The organism is Flavobacterium ginsengisoli, from assembly GCF_029625315.1.
Taxonomy (GTDB): domain Bacteria; phylum Bacteroidota; class Bacteroidia; order Flavobacteriales; family Flavobacteriaceae; genus Flavobacterium; species Flavobacterium ginsengisoli.
Genome location: NZ_CP121110.1, coordinates 4752218 through 4770024, shown reverse-complemented (window position 1 = coordinate 4770024; position 17807 = coordinate 4752218). Strand labels below are relative to the sequence as shown.

Genomic DNA, 17807 nt, shown 5'->3' with positions numbered 1-17807 from the left:
CTATATTTTAAAAACTATAAACTCTTGTTTAGTCAGCTTTTAGCTAAACAATCAACTAATATTTTTCAATGAAAAAACATTTTTTAACGCTTTTGACTGTAACCCTAATAGCAAGTTCATGTATGTCTCAAAAAAGCACTAGTAATACTAATTTGTCACTTTCAGATAAAAAAGCAACAACTGAAACTAAATCTTTATATAAAGAACTTAATACTTTAACTCAAAAAGGGTTCTTATTCGGGCATCAGGATGATTTGGCTTATGGCGTTAAATGGAAGTATGAAGACGGACGAAGCGATATAAAAGATGTTGTTGGTGATTATCCTGCTGTATATGGATGGGATATTGCCGGCTTAGAAAATGATAGTCAAAATAATATCGATGGCGTACCTTTTACTAAAATGAAACAGTATATTATTGAAGCAAATGCAAGAGGCGGAATTTCTACAATAAGTTGGCATTTTGACAACCCTGCAACAGGAAAAAACGCTTGGGATAATGCGCCAAACTCTTTAAAAACAATTCTGCCTGGAGCCGCAAATCATAAAAAATTCGCTTCATGGTTAGATAAGGCGACTGTTTTCTTTTTGTCTTTAAAAGATAAGAATGGTAAAAACATTCCGATTCTCTTTAGACCTTTTCACGAACTTACTGGCGGATGGTTTTGGTGGGGAAAAGGAAATTGCACTTCAGAAGAATTTAAAACCGCTTGGAAATTCACCTTTGATTATCTTCAGAAAAAAGGTGTTCATAATTTAATTTATGTTTATAATACAGGAAGTTTCGGAAACGAAAATGATTTCTTAACCAATTATCCAGGAGATAATTACGTCGATATTTTAAGCTTTGATAGTTACCAAAATAATACTGATGTAAATGGAGAAAAATTCATCTCTGAAGTTCAGAACCAATTTAAAATATTGAATGAAATAAGCCTAAAAAAGCATAAACCAATGGCTTTGGCAGAAGCTGGCTATGAAGCAGTTCCAGACCCAAAATGGTGGACAGGAACTTTATTGAAAGCCATTGGAGATTATAAAATTTCTTATGTCCTGTTATGGAGAAATCACGGTTGGCAAGAAAAAGAACAAAAAATGCATTACTACGCTCCTTTTAACGGACAAGTAAGCGAGAAAGATTTTATAGATTTTTATAATCTCGACCAGACAATCTTTGAGAAAGACATTCAGAAAAAATTAAAATAATCGCCCCAAAATAAATTACAATCTTTAAAAGAAATCTAATGCACGACAAAATTAGTTTAAAAGAAAAAATTGGTTACGGACTTGGAGACGCTGCTTCATCTATGTTTTGGAAAATTTTCAGCATGTATCTGTTATTTTTCTACACCGACGTTTTCGGATTAGCGCCTGCCATAGTAGGAACTATGTTTTTAATTACTAGAATCTGGGATTCTTGCTTTGACCCAATTGTTGGAATTCTAGCCGATAGAACCAAAAGCAAATGGGGAAAATTTAGACCTTATTTGCTTTGGGTAGCAATACCTTTTGCCGTGATTGGAGTTCTAACTTTTTACACTCCTGATTTTGACGAAAAAGGAAAAATCATCTATGCTTATGTGACATATTCCTTAATGATGATGATTTATTCTTTAATCAATGTTCCTTACGCATCACTTTTGGGCGTAATGTCTTCTGACAGAAAAGAAAGAAATACACTTTCTTCTTACCGAATGCTTTTTGCCTTTGGAGGAAGTCTTTTAGCGCTTTGGCTAATTGAGCCCTTAGTAAATTATTTCGGTGGAAATTTAAATTCAAAAACTGGTTGGCTGGCTACAATTGCCGTTTTCGGATTAATCACAACCATCTTTTTTTGGGCTTGTTTTTTATTCACTAAAGAAAGAATTAAGCCAATTGAAAATGAACAAAATAACTTAAAAGAAGATTTAAAAGATCTTCTAAAAAATAGACCTTGGTGGATTTTGCTTGGAGCAGGAATTGGCGCATTAGTTTTCAATTCTATTCGTGATGGTGCAGCAGTTTACTATTTCAAGTATTATGTAAGCAGTACTATAAACTTCGATTTTTCACTTTTCGGAACCGATTTCCATATGACTCCAACTTCAATTTATTTGGTTTTAGGACAAGCAGCAAACATCATTGGAGTAATCATTGCAACGCCAATTGCAAATAAAATTGGTAAGAAAAAAACTTTCTTCGGAGCGATGACTTTGGTCGCCATTTTAAGCCTGATTTTCTATGTATTCGGAAAAGAAGATGTTTTCCTAATCATGAGTTTCCAAGTTTTAATCAGTATTTGTGCCGGATGTATTTTCCCATTAATCTGGTCAATGTATGCAGACAGTGCCGATTATTCGGAATGGAAACAAGGACGTAGAGCAACAGGATTGGTTTTCTCAGCTTCGTCAATGTCACAAAAATTCGGATGGACAATTGGTGGCGCTGGAGCGGGATGGCTTTTAGGCTATTACGGTTTTCAAGCCAATGTCGAGCAAACAGCAACTGCTCAAAACGGAATTCAATTAATGCTCAGTATTCTACCCGCAATTGCGGCTGCAGTATCAGTAGCTTTCATAGTATTTTACCCTCTATCAGAAGAAAAATTACAGATTATAGAACAGGATTTAAACGAAAAGAGAAATCATTAAAAAACAAAGACAAAGAATCAATTTATATGACAACAATAACATCTTCAGCCACTTTTCAAGAAAGAAAATTGGCATTAGAAAAACAACATAAAACTCTGCTTGAACAAAAAAACGAGCCTCAGCAAACTGTTGGAAACGGAATATACGAACGATATAAAAATCCAGTTGTTACAGCAGAACATATTCCGTTAAATTGGCGCTTCGATTTTAACGAAGAATCCAATCCGTTTTTACAGGAAAGAATCGGTATGAATGCGGCTTTCAACGCTGGAGCAATGAAATGGAATGGCAAATATTTAATGGCCGTTCGCGTAGAAGGAATTGACAGAAAATCGTTTTTTGCTATCGCAGAAAGTCCAAACGGAATCGATAATTTCAAGTTTTGGGATAAACCATGTGTGATTCCACAGACAGAAGAACCAGATACAAACGTATACGATATGCGCTTAATCCATCATGAAGACGGATTTGTTTATGGGATTTTCTGTACCGAAAGAAAAGACCCAAAAGCGCCAAAAGGAGATACAAGTTCGGCAGTAGCCAATGCAGGAATCGTTCGTTCTAAAGATTTGGTAAACTGGGAAAGACTTCCAGATTTAATTTCAAATACAGGACAACAGCGAAATGTAGTATTACATCCAGAATTTGTAAACGGAAAATATGCTTTATACACGCGTCCGCAAGATGGTTTTATCGATGTTGGATCAGGTGGCGGAATCGGTTTAGGATATGTTGACGATATGGCAAATCCTGTAGTAAAAGACGAAAAAATCATTTTTGGCAAACATTATCATACAATTTACGAATTAAAAAATGGTCTTGGCCCTGCTCCTATTAAAACTTCAAAAGGCTGGTTGCATTTAGCACACGGAGTTAGAAATACTGCCGCCGGCTTACGCTATACTTTGTATATGTTCATGACCGATTTAAATGATATTTCGAAAGTAACTCACGTTCCAGCTGGACATTTTATGGGACCTGAAGGAATTGAAAGAATTGGAGACGTTTCGAATGTTTTATTCTCTAACGGATGGATCGAAGACCAAGACGGAACAGTTTATATCTACTACGCTTCATCGGATACACGCATGCACGTAGCGGTTTCTTCTGTAGACAAACTTGTAGATTATGTAATAAATACTCCATCAGATACTTTTATTTCTGCAGGTTCTGTGCAAACCATTATTAAACAAATCGAAAAAAATAACGCAATTTAAAATACCGTGTCATTACAAAGAAAGCTTTTAAAATCGGAATTAACCGCAGAACTCAATTCCATTCTAAAATATTGGTCGAAGCGTTCTATTGACGACCAAAATGGAGGTTTTGTTGGTCAAATCGATTTTAACGATCATATTATTGTGAATGCAGAAAAAGGTTCGGTTTTAAACGCCCGAATTCTTTGGACATTCTCTGCCAGCTACACAACCACAAAAAACGAAAACCACAAAAAACTGGCAAAAAGAGCATTCGAATTTCTCGCGACTTATTTTTATGACACAAAATTTGGAGGTCTTTTTTGGAGTATAAATGAGGATAAAACTCCAAAAGACACCAAAAATCAAATTTATGCTTTAGCATTTGCTATTTATGGCTTGTCTGAATATTATGCTATTTCAAAAGAAGAACGAGCTTTAGAATTGGCTAAAAACTTATACGCCAAAATTCAAGAACACAGCTACGATCCTATAAATAAAGGCTACCTTGAAGCTTTTACCAGAGATTGGCAACCAATTGAAGATTTGCGTTTAAGTGCAAAAGATGCCAACGAAAAGAAAACCATGAACACGCATCTTCATATTATTGAGGGTTATGTGAATTTATATAAAGTCTGGAAAGACGAAAAACTGTTGTACGATATTATCGAATTATTAGAAACTATCGAAAAGCATTTTATCAATCCAGAAACAGGGCATTTACATTTGTTTTTTGATGAAAACTGGAATGAAAAGCCAGATGTGATTTCGTATGGACATGATATCGAAGCTGCTTGGCTTTTACAGCAATGTGCAGAAATTTCAGGAAATGAAACCTTAATTGCCAATTTTAAAAAATACGCCATTCAGATAGCCGAAGCCACTAAAGAAGGCCTTGACTTTGATGGTGGATTATGGTACGAATACGATCCTGAAAAAAAAGAATTAATTGCCGAAAAACATTGGTGGCCACAAGCAGAAGCATTAATTGGTTTCTACAATGCATATCAATTAACTGATAAAGAAGAATATCTAGACATTGTTTACAAAATCTGGAAATTCACAAAGAAACACATGATCGATCATCAAAACGGAGAATGGTTCTGGGGCATCTACGAGGATTATTCCACAATGAAAAAAGACAAAGCTGGATTTTGGAAATGCCCATATCATAACGGCCGCGCTTGCCTAGAGCTTATTAATCGAATTAAAGACTAAAATGAAAACAACATTTCTTAAAATAGCATTTCTCAGCCTCTCGATTTTAACTATTATCAGCTGTTCTTCAGACAATGAAGACTCTGGCAAAGTAATTGTCGATCCGCCAATGCAAGACGATCCTTTAACGACATCAAATGCGGCAAATTATATGGTCGATGCCGGTGCTACAAAAGAAACTGTTGCTTTATTTTATAACTTAAAAAGACTAGCACAAACCAAAACAGCAATCGGTCAGCAAGATGCTTTCAATAGCTTTTATCAAGATGCTGGCGGAGATTCTGACATTAAAAAAAATACAGGTTTTGATCCAGCAGTTCTGGGTTCAGATTTTATGTTTATTACCGATAAAAACAATAACGAGCAAAGCAATAATTGGTTTTATCAGCAGAAACAAAAAATTATTGCCGATACAAAGGCCGCTTACGCGAAAGGAATAATCAATACTTTCAGTTGGCATTTGAGAGAACCTTACAACGAAGATTCTTTCTACACAGCCGATATGACTTCAGAGCAGAAATCGACCGCTTTTAGAAGCATTCTTCCTGGTGGGGCAAACAACGAATGGTACAAGAAAAAACTAGATAAAGTTGCCAGCGTGGTCTCAAACTTAAAAGGTTCAAATGGCGAATTGATTCCGATAATTTTTAGACCTTTTCATGAATTTGACGGAAGCTGGTTTTGGTGGGGCGCCGATTTTTGTACTGCCGATGAATATAAAAAAGCCTATCAGTTTACAGTTGATTATTTAAAAAACACAAAAGGCGTTCATAATATTTTATATGCTTTTTCTCCCGACAACTCTTACACAACTGAAGCCAATTACTTAAGCCGTTATCCAGGCGATAAATATGTTGATATTATCGGAATGGATAATTACGGAGACTTCAATAATCAAGGACAAACGGGATCTGACAGAGCAAATACAAAACTTAAAATTCTTTCTGATTACGCTAAAACGAAAGTAAAAATCGCCGCCTTAACCGAAACAGGTTATCGTGTAACTAGCACAACTCCATCCATTACCGACTGGTTTTCTTCACTTTTATACAACGCGTTAACCAAAAATGACATCCAGATAAGTTATGTAATGTTCTGGAACAATAATACTGATGGTTATTATGTTCCGAATGGTTCGGTTTCGAATACAGCAGATTTTAAAACTTATAGTTTGAAAACAAAATCAGCTTTGGTGAATTCTCTGCCAAAGATGTATGAAATGCCGAAATAACTTTTTGTTTCAGTTTGAATTCAAAACTTTCTAAAATAACGTAAAGCCCTAGCCCTGATAGGAGTGAAAATCCTTTTATGCTGGGGTTCAGCATAAAAGATTGTAACGGATAGCAGGATTAGCTCCATTAAAATATAAATTATGAAAAATAGATTTTTTAAAACCCTTTCGTTAGTCTTAATCTTAACAGCAATTGCATGTAATGCTCAAGAAAAAATCACCGTAAAAGGAAACCAATTTTACAAAGGCGAGAAACCCTATGCTTATATCGGAACCAATTATTGGTACGGAAGTATGTTGGCTTCTAAAAAAATAGGAGACCGAAAAAGGCTTTTACGCGAATTGGATTTAATGAAAAAAAACGGAATTGATAATTTACGTGTTTTAGTTGGTGCTGATGGCGGAAAATACGATTTTACGGTTCGCCCAGCATTGCAATACGAGCAAGGAAAATATGATGAAGATTTACTCGATGGCTTAGATTTCTTGATTAACGAAATGGGCAAACGAAATATGTACGCAGTTTTGTATTTAACGAATAACTGGGAATGGTCGGGCGGAATGTCGCAATATTTAGAATGGAATGGCAAAGGTCCAGTTCCAGTTCCAAATATTCCGCCAAATACTTGGCCTCAATTTATGTCGTATACAGAACAGTTTCACAGCTGCGAACCATGCATGGAAGCATTGAACAATCATGTAAAGTTTATTATCGGAAGAACAAATTCTTATTCTAAAAAGAAATACAACGAAGACAACACAATTATGGCGTGGCAGGTTGGAAACGAACCAAGAACTTTTACGCCAGAAAATGAAGCAAAATTCACGAAATGGCTCAATAATATTGTGGATTTAATTGATAGTCTAGACAAAAATCATTTGGTTTCTACAGGTTCTGAAGGAAAAAACAGTTCTAACGACAGCATGGAAATCTTCGAAAGAACACATCAAAATCCGAATATTGATTATTTAACCATGCACATTTGGCCTAAAAACTGGAATTGGTTTAAAGCTGATAATGCCGAAGCTACAATGCCTGTAACAATCGAAAATGCCGGAAAATATATTGACGACCACATTAAAGTAGCTAATAATCTGAAAAGACCAATTATTATTGAAGAATTTGGTCTTCCGAGAGAAAATGAAAATCTGAATGCTGGTGCTTCTTCTGTTTACAGAGATAAGTTTTACAGCTATATTTTTGGACGAGTTGCAGAAAGCGTTAAAAATAATGGCCCGTTAAGAGCGACAAATTTCTGGGGTTATGGCGGTGAAGGAAAAGCGATTCATCCAGACGGAAAATGGAATCCTGGCGAACCACTTACAACAGATCCTCCTCAAGAACCACAAGGTTTAAACTCTGTTTTTAATGGAGATAAATCGACATTAGAAATTGTCAAAAAATACAATTCAGAATTAAAGAAATAAAAGAATTATTCATCTCTATTTTCTGTAGAGACGCACTGCAGTGCGTCTACACAACGAATATCCAAAATACGTTAGACGCACTACGGTGCGTCTCTACAGAATAACAAAATCAAAATTTGATAAAAAATACAACATGAAAAACATATTTATTCTTTTCTGTTTTATAATCGTAAACCTTTCTTTTTCACAAAAGAAACAAGATTTTACGGTGAATTCTACAAATGGAAAAATCGAAGTTAAAATTGCTGTAAATGATAAAATCTCATGGTCTATTTTGCACGAAAATGATTTGATTTTAGCGCCATCTGAAATGGCTATGACTTTGGATGAAAATAATGTTTTAGGAAAAAACCCAGTTGTTTTAAATTCGAAAAAAGAAAGCGTAAATACTTCTTTTGAAACACCTTTATACAAAAAGAAAAGCGTAAAAGATCAGTATAATAAACTAACTATCAATTTTAAAAATGATTTCGCAATTGAATTCCGTGTTTTTGATGATGGAGCTGCGTATCGATTCGTTACCAAAAAGAAAAAAGATATTACGATAAAATCAGAAGAAGTTGTTTTAAATTTTGACAAAGACTACAGCACTTTAATGCCTTATGTAAGAGATTTAAGAAATCCGAAAGATCCTTATATTTCTTCTTTTGAAGCACATTACGAAAACAAGAAAATCAGTGAATTTACAAAAGATACTTTGGCATTTTTACCTTTTTTAATTGATTACAAAAACCATAAAAAAGCCGTTTTCTTAGAAGTCAATTTAGAAGATTATCCTGGATTATTTGTTACTAATAATAAAAATAAAATAGGTTTTGAATCTCGTTTTTCTAAATATCCATTAAAAGAAGCCAATGGCGGATTCAACAATATCAACCGATTAATTACCGAAAGAGCCGATTATTTGGTGAAGACAAAAGGAACAAGAATTTTCCCATGGAGAGCAATTGTAATTTCTGAAAGTGATGCTCGCATTAGCGAATAATGATATGGTTCAGAAATTAGCTGAACCTTCAAAAATTAAAGATGTTTCTTGGATTAAACCCGGAAAAGTTGCTTGGGATTGGTGGAACGATTGGAATATTTACAATGTCGATTTTAAAGCCGGAATTAATACACAGACGTATAAATATTATATTGATTTTGCTTCTAAAAATAAAGTTGAATATGTGGTTTTAGACGAAGGTTGGAGTTTGGAAGAAGATATTATGAAGCATAATCCTAATGTCGATTTAGAGGCTTTAATCGCATACGGAAAAGAACGAAATGTTGGAATTATTTTATGGAGCTCTTGGATGGCTTTGACTAAAAACACAGATGAAATTTTAAAGAATTATGCCAATTTAGGAATTAAAGGTTTTAAAGTTGATTTCTTAGACCGCGATGATGCCAAAATGGTCAATTCGGTTTACGATATTGCTCAAAAAGCGACAAATTATAAATTGATTCTAGATTTCCACGGAATGTACAAACCAACTGGAATTCAACGAACTTATCCAAATATTTTAAATTTTGAAGGTGTAAAAGGCTTAGAAAACAACAAATGGACACCAAATGATGATGTTCCGCTATATGATTGCACGATTCCGTTTATTAGAATGATGGCTGGACCAATGGATTATACGCCTGGCGCAATGCGAAATGCTACAAAAAGCGAATTCAAACCAAGTCATTCGACACCAATGAGTCAAGGAACAAGATGTCATCAATTGGCATTGTACACGATTTTTGAAGCGCCTTTACAAATGATGGCCGACAGTCCGACTGCTTTTATGAAAGAACAAGAAAGCACCGATTTTATCGCTAAAGTTCCAACGACTTTTGATGAAACTATCGCACTTGATGGTGAAGTTGGAAAATATGTTTCAATTGCCCGAAGAAAAGGAAATACTTGGTACCTAGGCGCTATTACAAATTGGGATTCTAGAGAAGTAGCAATTGATTTTTCTTTCCTTGAAAAAGGCAAAAAATTCCAAGCCGAGATTTTCTCTGATGGTATAAACGCAGACAAAGCCGCAACTGATTATAAAAAAGAAATTATAACAGTTGATTCAACTACGAAATTAAAATATCATTTAGCAAGCGGAGGTGGATTGGCGATGATTATCAAATAAAAAAAGGAGAACAAATTGTTCTCCTTTTTTTATCATTTCACATTTTACAAATAGCATTTTATGCTAGAATTTTTTCAATCGCATTTAATTCATCATTACTAAATTCAGTATTTTGCAAACAATCAATATTATTACACAATTGTTTTACAGAACTTGCGCCAATTAAAACCGATGTAATTCGTTTGTCTTTCTGCAGCCAAGCCAGAGCCATTTGTGCTAAAGACTGATTTCTATTTTGAGCCATTTCATTCAATTGAATTAATTTCTGAATACGTTCTTGTGTAACCTCATCTTCTCTTAAATGCCCATTCGGATTATGAGCACGTGAGTTTTCAGGAATTCCTTTTAAATATTTATCGGTCAAAAGTCCTTGTGCCAAAGGCGAAAACGCAATACAGCCTACTCCTTTTTCTTCTAAAACATCCAACAAACCATTTTCAACCCAACGCTCCAACATCGAATATTTTGCTTGATGAATCAAACATGGCGTTCCCAATTGTTTTAAAACATCAACCGCAACTCTCGTTTGTTCCGCAGAATAATTACTGATTCCGACATACAAAGCTTTTCCGCTTCTTACGGCGTGATCTAAAGCCATCATAGTTTCTTCAATTGGCGTTTCTGGATCTGGACGGTGTGAATAAAAAATATCTACATAATCGACATTCATTCTTTTCAAACTCTGATCTAAGCTCGAAAGCAGATATTTTCTCGAACCCCAATCTCCGTAAGGACCTTTCCACATCGTATAACCTGCTTTGGTAGAAATTATGATTTCATCACGCAGATTTCCCTGAAAATTATGCCATAATATTTTTCCAAAATTCTCCTCAGCAGAACCTGGAACTGGACCATAATTATTTGCTAAATCAAAGTGAGTAATTCCTTTATCAAAAGCCTCAATAGCAATGCTTTCGGCATTTTCAAAATTATCAACCGAACCGAAGTTATGCCATAATCCTAAAGAAATTTCAGGAAGCGACAAACCGCTTTTTCCGCATCTGTTATATTTCATTGTTTTAATTTAAAAGTTGGAATTTTAATAGATTTTAAAGGTAAAAAAAACTCCCGCAGATTTAGCAGATTTAGGAGATAAAAAATCTGCCGAATCTGCTAAATCTGCGAGAGAAAATTAAAATCTAATTCTTTTTTAATTTATTAAAAGTTAAAGAACAATCTATATTCTTTATCCTAAATCATGAATTCTTTTCAACTTGAAAGAAAAATAAATGTAAAAAATACCGCTTGCGATGAAAGCAAAAGCAGTCCAATATACTATTGAAAGTCCCGCAAAAACAGGATTCCATAATAACAAAAATGAAAACAATAGTCCCAAAATTCCTAATCCTAAAAGATTTTTCCAATCTGGAACAGAATAGCTTTTTAAATTAAAAGCCATAAAAATAGCCATTACAGAGCGAAACAAAATAGCCAATCCAACATAAAGTGGCAAAAGTGTTACTGAAACTAACGGATTAGCAATTAATACTATTCCAACTCCTAAACCTATAATTCCCGAGATCAGCGTCCAGCCCCAATTGTCTATTTTTTTCTGTTTGAAAGTGCAAAAATAATTTCAAAAATTCCGCTGACCAGAAACGATACACTAAATAAAAATGCTAATGTTAAATATGCCTTTACAGGTGTGGCAAAAGACCAAAATCCGATGATTACAAAAAGTATTCCCACTAATAACGGAATGTACCAATAATCAATTGTCGCTTTCACTTTTTTAAATAAAGAATGTTCCATAATACTGTTTTAAAATCTTGCCTACTCTATAAAGTTTTCAGCTTACCTTGAATTGCCAATTAAAAAATATTTAAATGGCTGTCTATCAAAGATAAGGCAAAAGCGTAAACCAAAATATTTTTCCTACAATAAAATACTAACATACAAATACTTAACAAACTACAATATGCAAATCAATAGCGTCCAGCTTTAGCTGGATGAAAACATAACCACAATAAAACAGGGCTTTAGCCAAACCTACAAAGTTTGGCTAAAGCCCTGTTCCTATTCAAATCTTATTTCCCTAGCTGAAGCTAGGGGCTATTCAAAAATCTTTACTGCCAATAACTATCGGGATTGTGAGATTAAAAAAACTTAGTGTCTTAGTACCTTTGTGGCAAAACCCTTTTTACTCTTTAATTTCAAAACCACTCTGCAAACCTTTATCAGAACTTCCTCCAACCATGATTTTAAAAGTTCCTGGTTCTACCAGATAATTTCCTTCGTTATCGTAAAAACCAAGCTCTTTATCCGTTAAAGTAAAGCTTACCGTTTTGGTTTCCCCTTTTTTCAGGCTTACCAGTTCAAAACCTTTCAATTCTTTAATCGGACGGACGATGCTTGCATATTCATCATGAATGTACAATTGAACCACTTCTTTTCCGTCGTAATTTCCAGAGTTTGCAACTTCAACGCTTACCTGAACTTTTTCACCTTTTGCAAAAGATGTTTTATTCAATTTCAGGTTTTTATAATCGAAAGTGGTGTAGCTTAATCCAAAACCAAACGGAAATTGGGGCGTTTTCTCGACATCCATATAATGCGACCAGAAAACATTTTTATCGCTATCGATCGGTCTTCCTGTGCTGTATTTGTTGTAATAAATCGGCACCTGTCCAACATTTCTAGGAAACGACATCGGCAATTTTCCGCTCGGATTGTAGTCTCCGTACAAAACCTGCGCAACTGCATTTCCGGCTTGGGTTCCCAAATGCCAAGCTTCCACAATGGCCGGAACATTTTCTGCCGCCCACGGAATGCTCAGCGGACGTCCATTGTTTAAAACCAAAACCACATTCGGATTCACTTTGTAGATTTCTTCCAATAATTCCTGCCGCAAACCTGGCAGATTCAAATCGGTTCTGCTTCTTCCTTCACCGCTCTGGAATCCGTATTCGCCTAAAACCATTACTACGGCATCGGCATTTTTAGCCGCATTTTTAGCGACTTCAAATCCGCTTCTGTCTGTTGTATTGAAAACGGTTTCCGTTAAGAAAGTTGCTTTCTGTTTTAATAAATCTGCACCTTTTTCAAAAGTAAGCTGATTGCCTTTGTACTGCTGCATCCCTTCCAAAATCGAAACCGCAGTATCGTCTGAAGCCGCAATTCTCCAGCTTCCCAACGGACTGTTTTTATCATTTGCCAAAGCTCCGATCAAAGCGATTTTCTGACCTGATTTTTTCAGCGGAAGCAGATTCTTTTCGTTTTTCAGCAAAACGATCGATTTCTTTGCCATATCCAAAACGCCTTCGTTATTGGCTCTGCTTCCCACAACTTCTTTTTCGCGTTTCTCATCGCAATATCTGTACGGATCATCAAATAGCCCCAATTCAAATTTTACACGCAAAATTCTGCGAACGGCATCATCGATTAAAGATTCTTTTACTTTTCCCGATTTTACCAGATCAACTAATTTCGCTACATACAAATACGATTCCATATCCATATCAGAACCTGCAATTACGGCTTTTGCCGCTGCATCGGCTTCGTCTTTTGCATAACCGTGAGCGATCATTTCGCGAATCGAAGCGTAATCCGAAATTACAAATCCGTCAAACTTCCATTTCCCTTTTAGAATATCCCTTTGCAAAAAGGCATTTCCAGTTGCAGGAACACCGTTCAAAGTATTAAACGAATTCATAAACGTGCGAACTCCAGCGTCAACCGTTGCTTCAAAAGGAGGCAAGACCGAATTGTACAATTTCGAATTACTAATGTCTACGATATTATATTCCAATCCTGCTTCAACATAACCGTAAGCGGCAAAATGTTTTGCACAGGCAGCAATTGTATTTGCTTTAGCCAAATCAGCAACCGTTTCGCCCTGAAAGCCTTTTACTCTTGCATATCCAATTTTGCTTCCCAAATACGGATCTTCTCCCGCGCCTTCCATCACGCGTCCCCAACGCGCATCATTTGCCACATCAACATTTGGCCCGAAAGTCCAGTTAATTCCAGATGCCGAAGCTTCATCTGCCGCAATCGCCGCCGATTTTTTAATCGCTTCCAAGTCCCAGCTCGCAGCTTCTGCCAGCGGAATCGGACTTAACGTCTTATAGCCATGTATCACGTCAAAACCGATAATTAATGGAATTCCCAAGCGGGTTTCTTCGACTGCAATTTTCTGCACCGCGCGCACTTCTTTAACGCCGCGAACTGTCAGCATCGATCCCACAAGGCCTTTTCTTAAATGCTCGTATTTCAGTTCGGCTGTTCCGCCTTTTGGCGCCGGTCCCGTAACATCCCAAAAGCCATTGTATTGGTTCATCTGCCCAACTTTTTCCTCCAGCGTCATTAATGGCAGAAGCAGGTCTATGCGCTGCTCAACAGTTTTATTTTTATCCAGATACGGCTTTTTTTGTGCATTCATATTTCCAACAGTAAACAGGGATAAAACCCCGATAATAATTATTTTTTTATTTTTCATGATGGTTTAGTTAGTTCTTTTTTAGGTACTAAGATGCTAAGCTTCTGAGATCCTAAGTTTTCCAAAACTTTGCGCCTTAGCGTCTTTGAGAGATTCGAACTATACATTTTTAGCTTCGACTTCACTAAGCCTGGCAAAGCAGATCAATAATCTAAAATCTTGCTTCTTTTCCCTTCTCTCTATAACTCAGAAATAAAACAAGAAGCAGGCAAATTCGCTTTATTAAACAAATCTGACTGAATCGTATTTCCCCATGCAAATCTCACTTTTGCTGGAGAAGCTACTTTTTTACTTGTCACAATCACTTCGTCATTTTTAATCGAAGCTTCGGCCGGATAGAAAACTCCATCTACTCCCGCAACCTCAAATTGATTCGATTTTTTGTCTTTAAAGTACAATCCGTCTCCGTAGTCAAAAGAAACGATTACTGCATTTTTATTCACTTTAATTCCTTTAAAAAGCGGTCCATTAACCAAGTTAGAATTGGTTTTATAAGTTTCGGCCAAAGCTAGATTCGCTAAACGAATTCCAACCGATTTTTTATTTTTGGGATGAATATCAATCGTATTCGAAATATCGCTAATTACAACCATTCCTGTTTTTGAAACTTCTTTCAATAATTTTCTCTGAGAATCTCTAACCGTTACGTTTGAGAAATTATTTGAACCATTTTTAAATGGCGCAATCTGAACGTAATAAAATGGAAAATTATCATTCCATTCTTTTCTCCAAGAAATAATTAAGGCTCCTAAAGTTTTATCATAAACTAACGAACCAACATTAGATTCTCCTTGATACCAAAGCGTTCCTGCGATTTTAAATCCGACAATTGGATAAATCATCGCATTATAAGCACGTCCAGGTTGTCTTGGTCCATATTCTTGTTCGTTAAGCTTTTTTGCATTTTCTAATAAAAGCGGATCATTATTTACCACATCTTCTGGCATCCAGATTTCAGCCGGAGTTCCGCCCCAATTCGAAGAAATTAATCCGATTGGAACATTTTTTAAATCTTCGCGAAGGCGTTTAGCAAAAAAGTAGCCAATCGCACTAAAATATTTCATCGTTTCTGGAGTCGATTCTGTCCAATTTCCCAGCAAATTATTCTGCGGACTTTCCGCCGTTAATTTTGGAACGGTAAAAAAACGAATGTTTGGATTCGTTGCATTTTTCATTTCTTCTTCTCCATCATCAATTCCCCAACTCACAGACATTTCCATATTTGATTGTCCAGAACAAAGCCAAACTTCTCCAATTAGAATGTTTTTTAAAACGACTTCATTATAGCCCTTTATAGAAATAGTAAAAGGTCCGCCCGCTTCTGGAGTTTTAATGGTAATTTCCCATTTTGCTTGGTTGTTGGCAACGGTTTTATATTCCTGATTGTTCCAACTCGAAACTAGTTTAATTTCTTCTTTAGGATTTGCCCAACCCCAAATTTTCACTTGAGAGTTGCGTTGTAAAACCATATTATCACTAAAAATATTCGGAAGCGAAATGTTTGCCATCATAGTACTGGAAATCAATAAAAAGAAAACAAACTTATAGATATTATTTTTCATTTAGCAACTTCTTTAAAAATGGAGCATATTCGTTTGCCAAAACCTTATGTTCTGCAAGATCTGGATGTCCTGAACATCCGCTTGGAGTCATTGGTTTAAATTTGAAAATCTGAATTGGTTTATGTGCTTTATCATTCGCGAAAGCGTTTTTAACTTTATTCAGACAATCTTCAAAAACAACTCCTCTTTCTCCTCCAACCATTGGACTATTCGTAATTACAATCTGTACTTTTGGATTATGTTCGTACAACATTTTTATAAAATTGATGTAATTCGAAATGTATTTTTCTGGATTAAAAGGCAATCTTTCTTTTTTACCATCTCCGCCAGAAAAATCATTTGTTCCTAAAGCAATACTGATAATATCAGGTTGAAAAGCAAAATCATATTTAGGTTTTGATGCATCTTTCGTTAGATATAAATTTGGATAAGCATCTGGCATTATAGCTTCGTCTTTATTCTCATCATTCCAGTTTCTATACATTCCGATTCCAGAAACGCGACTCATTAAGTAATCTGCATCGATTTCTCGTGAAAGTGTTGGTCCATAAGCATAATAACCGTTATGATGATCCATGTATTCTCCTTTATCACAAGGAACATCAGACGGATCGCTAGCGGCGCCACAAGTAATAGAATCACCAATAAATTCTATTTTCTTTTTCTTTTTAAACGAAATCGGAATTAATTTCGAAGTTGTTCCAGCAAACAAAATATTGCCGCTTTGGGCTTCAGTATTTTTATAAATTTCTAGTCGATGTTCTTTTTTACTTGAAGTCACTTTTATTGGAAATACCTGCACAGCTCCTTTTTCAATTCTGATCTTCCCAATATATTTACCGTCCAAAACCAATTGAACATAATTATGATGTTCATAAGCGTCTACGCTTTGAAGTGAAATTGAACACTCTTTTCCTGTAAAATTGAAAGAAACAGATGAAGCTGTTCCGATTAAAATGACATTATCATTTTGCAGTTTTTCTATTCTGCCCTGATATAAGAAAGTTTTATTTGAATTTAGTGTTTGCGAAGTCGAAATAACTGAAATCAGCAAAAACAAAATTAAAAGGGCTATTTTTTTGGGAAACATAATTTATTTGTTAAAATCTAAATACGATTCACAAATATATTGGAAAGAGAATATCGAAAAAGATACTAAAATGTCAAAAAGTAATAAAAAAACACCACACAAACACATCACTTTTGGATTTCATAACGTTAATTCTTACAAGTGCATCAAATAGTATTGCTTTGAAATGCTTAATTTGCCGTTTTTATTTATCAATTCAATAGTTTTTATAGCCCAAATGAAATTACGTCTTTTTACTTTTCTATCTGCCTTTATATTATTTTCTTCTTTTACTTTCAAAAAGAATAGTGAACAAATTCTAGTTCAAAATTCTAATATTCAAACCGAAATCAATCGTGATTCTATTGTTGCTTTTGCAAAAAAACATTTAGGAATTCCGTACAGGTACGCCAGCAGTAATCCGCAAAAAGGATTTGATTGCTCGGGTTTTGTGGGTTATGTATTTAAAAATTTTGGAATGACGCTTCCGCGAAGTTCTAGCGGTTATAAAAATATTGGTAAAACTGTAAAACCAGAAGATTTTAAAGTTGGTGATATTTTAGTTTTTTACGGATATAAAAACAGAAATATTGTAGGTCACGTTGGAATTATTTGTGAAGCCAATGGAATGCATTCGAAATTTATTCATGCTTCGTCAGGAAAAGCACAGCAAGTAACTATAACAGCGCTTGATACAGAACATTATACCAAACGCTTTTATAAATGTGTTGATGTCTTGGAGAAATAATTTTTTTAGGCACTAATTTATTTTTTGTCACTCCCGATAGCTATCGCGATAAAAAGATTTGCACAGATTTTTTTAATCCTTTAATCTCTGGCTTTTATTTTTTGCCACGAATTGCACTAATTTTTACTAATTTTTTATTTGCAATACTATAATTTAATTCGTGTAAATTCGTGC

At 35.1% G+C, this 17807-nt stretch carries 15 protein-coding genes; 9 read left to right on the top strand and 6 right to left on the bottom strand.

The window, feature by feature from the left end; genetic code table 11:
• The first annotated feature begins 68 nt into the window (after positions 1-68).
• The 8 genes from P5P87_RS22660 (at position 69) to P5P87_RS22625 (ending at position 9816) form a co-directional block, all read left to right on the top strand.
• Positions 69-1205 carry a glycoside hydrolase family 26 protein gene (locus tag P5P87_RS22660; protein WP_278020691.1) on the top strand — a complete coding sequence of 379 codons (1137 nt, stop codon included), beginning with the start codon at positions 69-71 and terminating at the stop codon, positions 1203-1205.
• A gap of 38 nt (positions 1206-1243) precedes the next feature.
• The gene (locus P5P87_RS22655; RefSeq protein WP_278020690.1) at positions 1244-2629 is read left to right on the top strand and encodes an MFS transporter; all 1386 of its coding nucleotides are present in this window, start codon (positions 1244-1246) and stop codon (positions 2627-2629) included.
• A 26-nt stretch (positions 2630-2655) separates the two neighbouring features.
• Positions 2656-3846, top strand: a complete 1191-nt coding sequence (locus P5P87_RS22650) for a glycoside hydrolase family 130 protein (protein ID WP_278020689.1) — start codon at positions 2656-2658, stop codon at positions 3844-3846.
• Between the two features lie 6 nt (positions 3847-3852).
• Positions 3853-5043: an AGE family epimerase/isomerase gene (locus tag P5P87_RS22645; RefSeq protein ID WP_278020688.1), complete on the top strand. Its 1191-nt coding sequence runs from the start codon at positions 3853-3855 to the stop codon at positions 5041-5043.
• A 1-nt stretch (position 5044) separates the two neighbouring features.
• Positions 5045-6274, top strand: coding sequence for a glycoside hydrolase family 26 protein (locus P5P87_RS22640; RefSeq protein ID WP_278020687.1), 1230 nt, complete (start codon positions 5045-5047; stop codon positions 6272-6274).
• A gap of 141 nt (positions 6275-6415) precedes the next feature.
• Positions 6416-7702: a glycoside hydrolase 5 family protein gene (locus P5P87_RS22635; protein WP_278020686.1), complete on the top strand. Its 1287-nt coding sequence runs from the start codon at positions 6416-6418 to the stop codon at positions 7700-7702.
• 133 nt (positions 7703-7835) lie between these two features.
• Positions 7836-8687, top strand: coding sequence for a glycoside hydrolase family 97 N-terminal domain-containing protein (locus P5P87_RS22630; protein ID WP_278020685.1), 852 nt, complete (start codon positions 7836-7838; stop codon positions 8685-8687).
• On the top strand, positions 8668-9816 hold the full coding sequence (locus P5P87_RS22625) for a glycoside hydrolase family 97 catalytic domain-containing protein (RefSeq protein WP_278020684.1): 1149 nt from the start codon (positions 8668-8670) through the stop codon (positions 9814-9816). The genes P5P87_RS22630 and P5P87_RS22625 overlap by 20 nt, the downstream gene beginning before the upstream one ends.
• Before the next feature lie 58 nt (positions 9817-9874).
• On the opposite strand, the gene mgrA is transcribed toward P5P87_RS22625, so the two are convergent.
• From mgrA to P5P87_RS22595, 6 genes are all read right to left on the bottom strand, one after another.
• Positions 9875-10831 carry an L-glyceraldehyde 3-phosphate reductase gene (gene mgrA, locus P5P87_RS22620; protein WP_278020683.1) on the bottom strand — a complete coding sequence of 319 codons (957 nt, stop codon included), beginning with the start codon at positions 10829-10831 and terminating at the stop codon, positions 9875-9877.
• 171 nt (positions 10832-11002) lie between these two features.
• Positions 11003-11299, bottom strand: a complete 297-nt coding sequence (locus P5P87_RS22615; protein WP_278022824.1) for a DUF308 domain-containing protein — start codon at positions 11297-11299, stop codon at positions 11003-11005.
• A 59-nt stretch (positions 11300-11358) separates the two neighbouring features.
• Complete coding sequence (locus P5P87_RS22610) at positions 11359-11568, bottom strand: DUF308 domain-containing protein (RefSeq protein WP_278020682.1); 210 nt, start codon at positions 11566-11568, stop codon at positions 11359-11361.
• Between the two features lie 388 nt (positions 11569-11956).
• A complete protein-coding gene (gene bglX, locus P5P87_RS22605) occupies positions 11957-14254 on the bottom strand; it encodes a beta-glucosidase BglX (RefSeq protein WP_278020681.1) in 2298 nt (765 codons plus the stop codon).
• A 179-nt stretch (positions 14255-14433) separates the two neighbouring features.
• On the bottom strand, positions 14434-15816 hold the full coding sequence (locus P5P87_RS22600) for a sialate O-acetylesterase (RefSeq protein WP_278020680.1): 1383 nt from the start codon (positions 15814-15816) through the stop codon (positions 14434-14436).
• Entirely contained in the window at positions 15806-16906 is a 1101-nt protein-coding gene (locus P5P87_RS22595) for an SGNH/GDSL hydrolase family protein (RefSeq protein ID WP_278020679.1), read from the bottom strand. Before P5P87_RS22595 ends, P5P87_RS22600 begins: the two co-directional genes overlap by 11 nt.
• Positions 16907-17123: 217 nt before the next feature.
• On the opposite strand from P5P87_RS22595, the gene P5P87_RS22590 reads away from it, so the two are divergent.
• The gene (locus P5P87_RS22590) at positions 17124-17633 is read left to right on the top strand and encodes a C40 family peptidase (RefSeq protein ID WP_198858360.1); all 510 of its coding nucleotides are present in this window, start codon (positions 17124-17126) and stop codon (positions 17631-17633) included.
• Positions 17634-17807 lie beyond the last annotated feature (174 nt).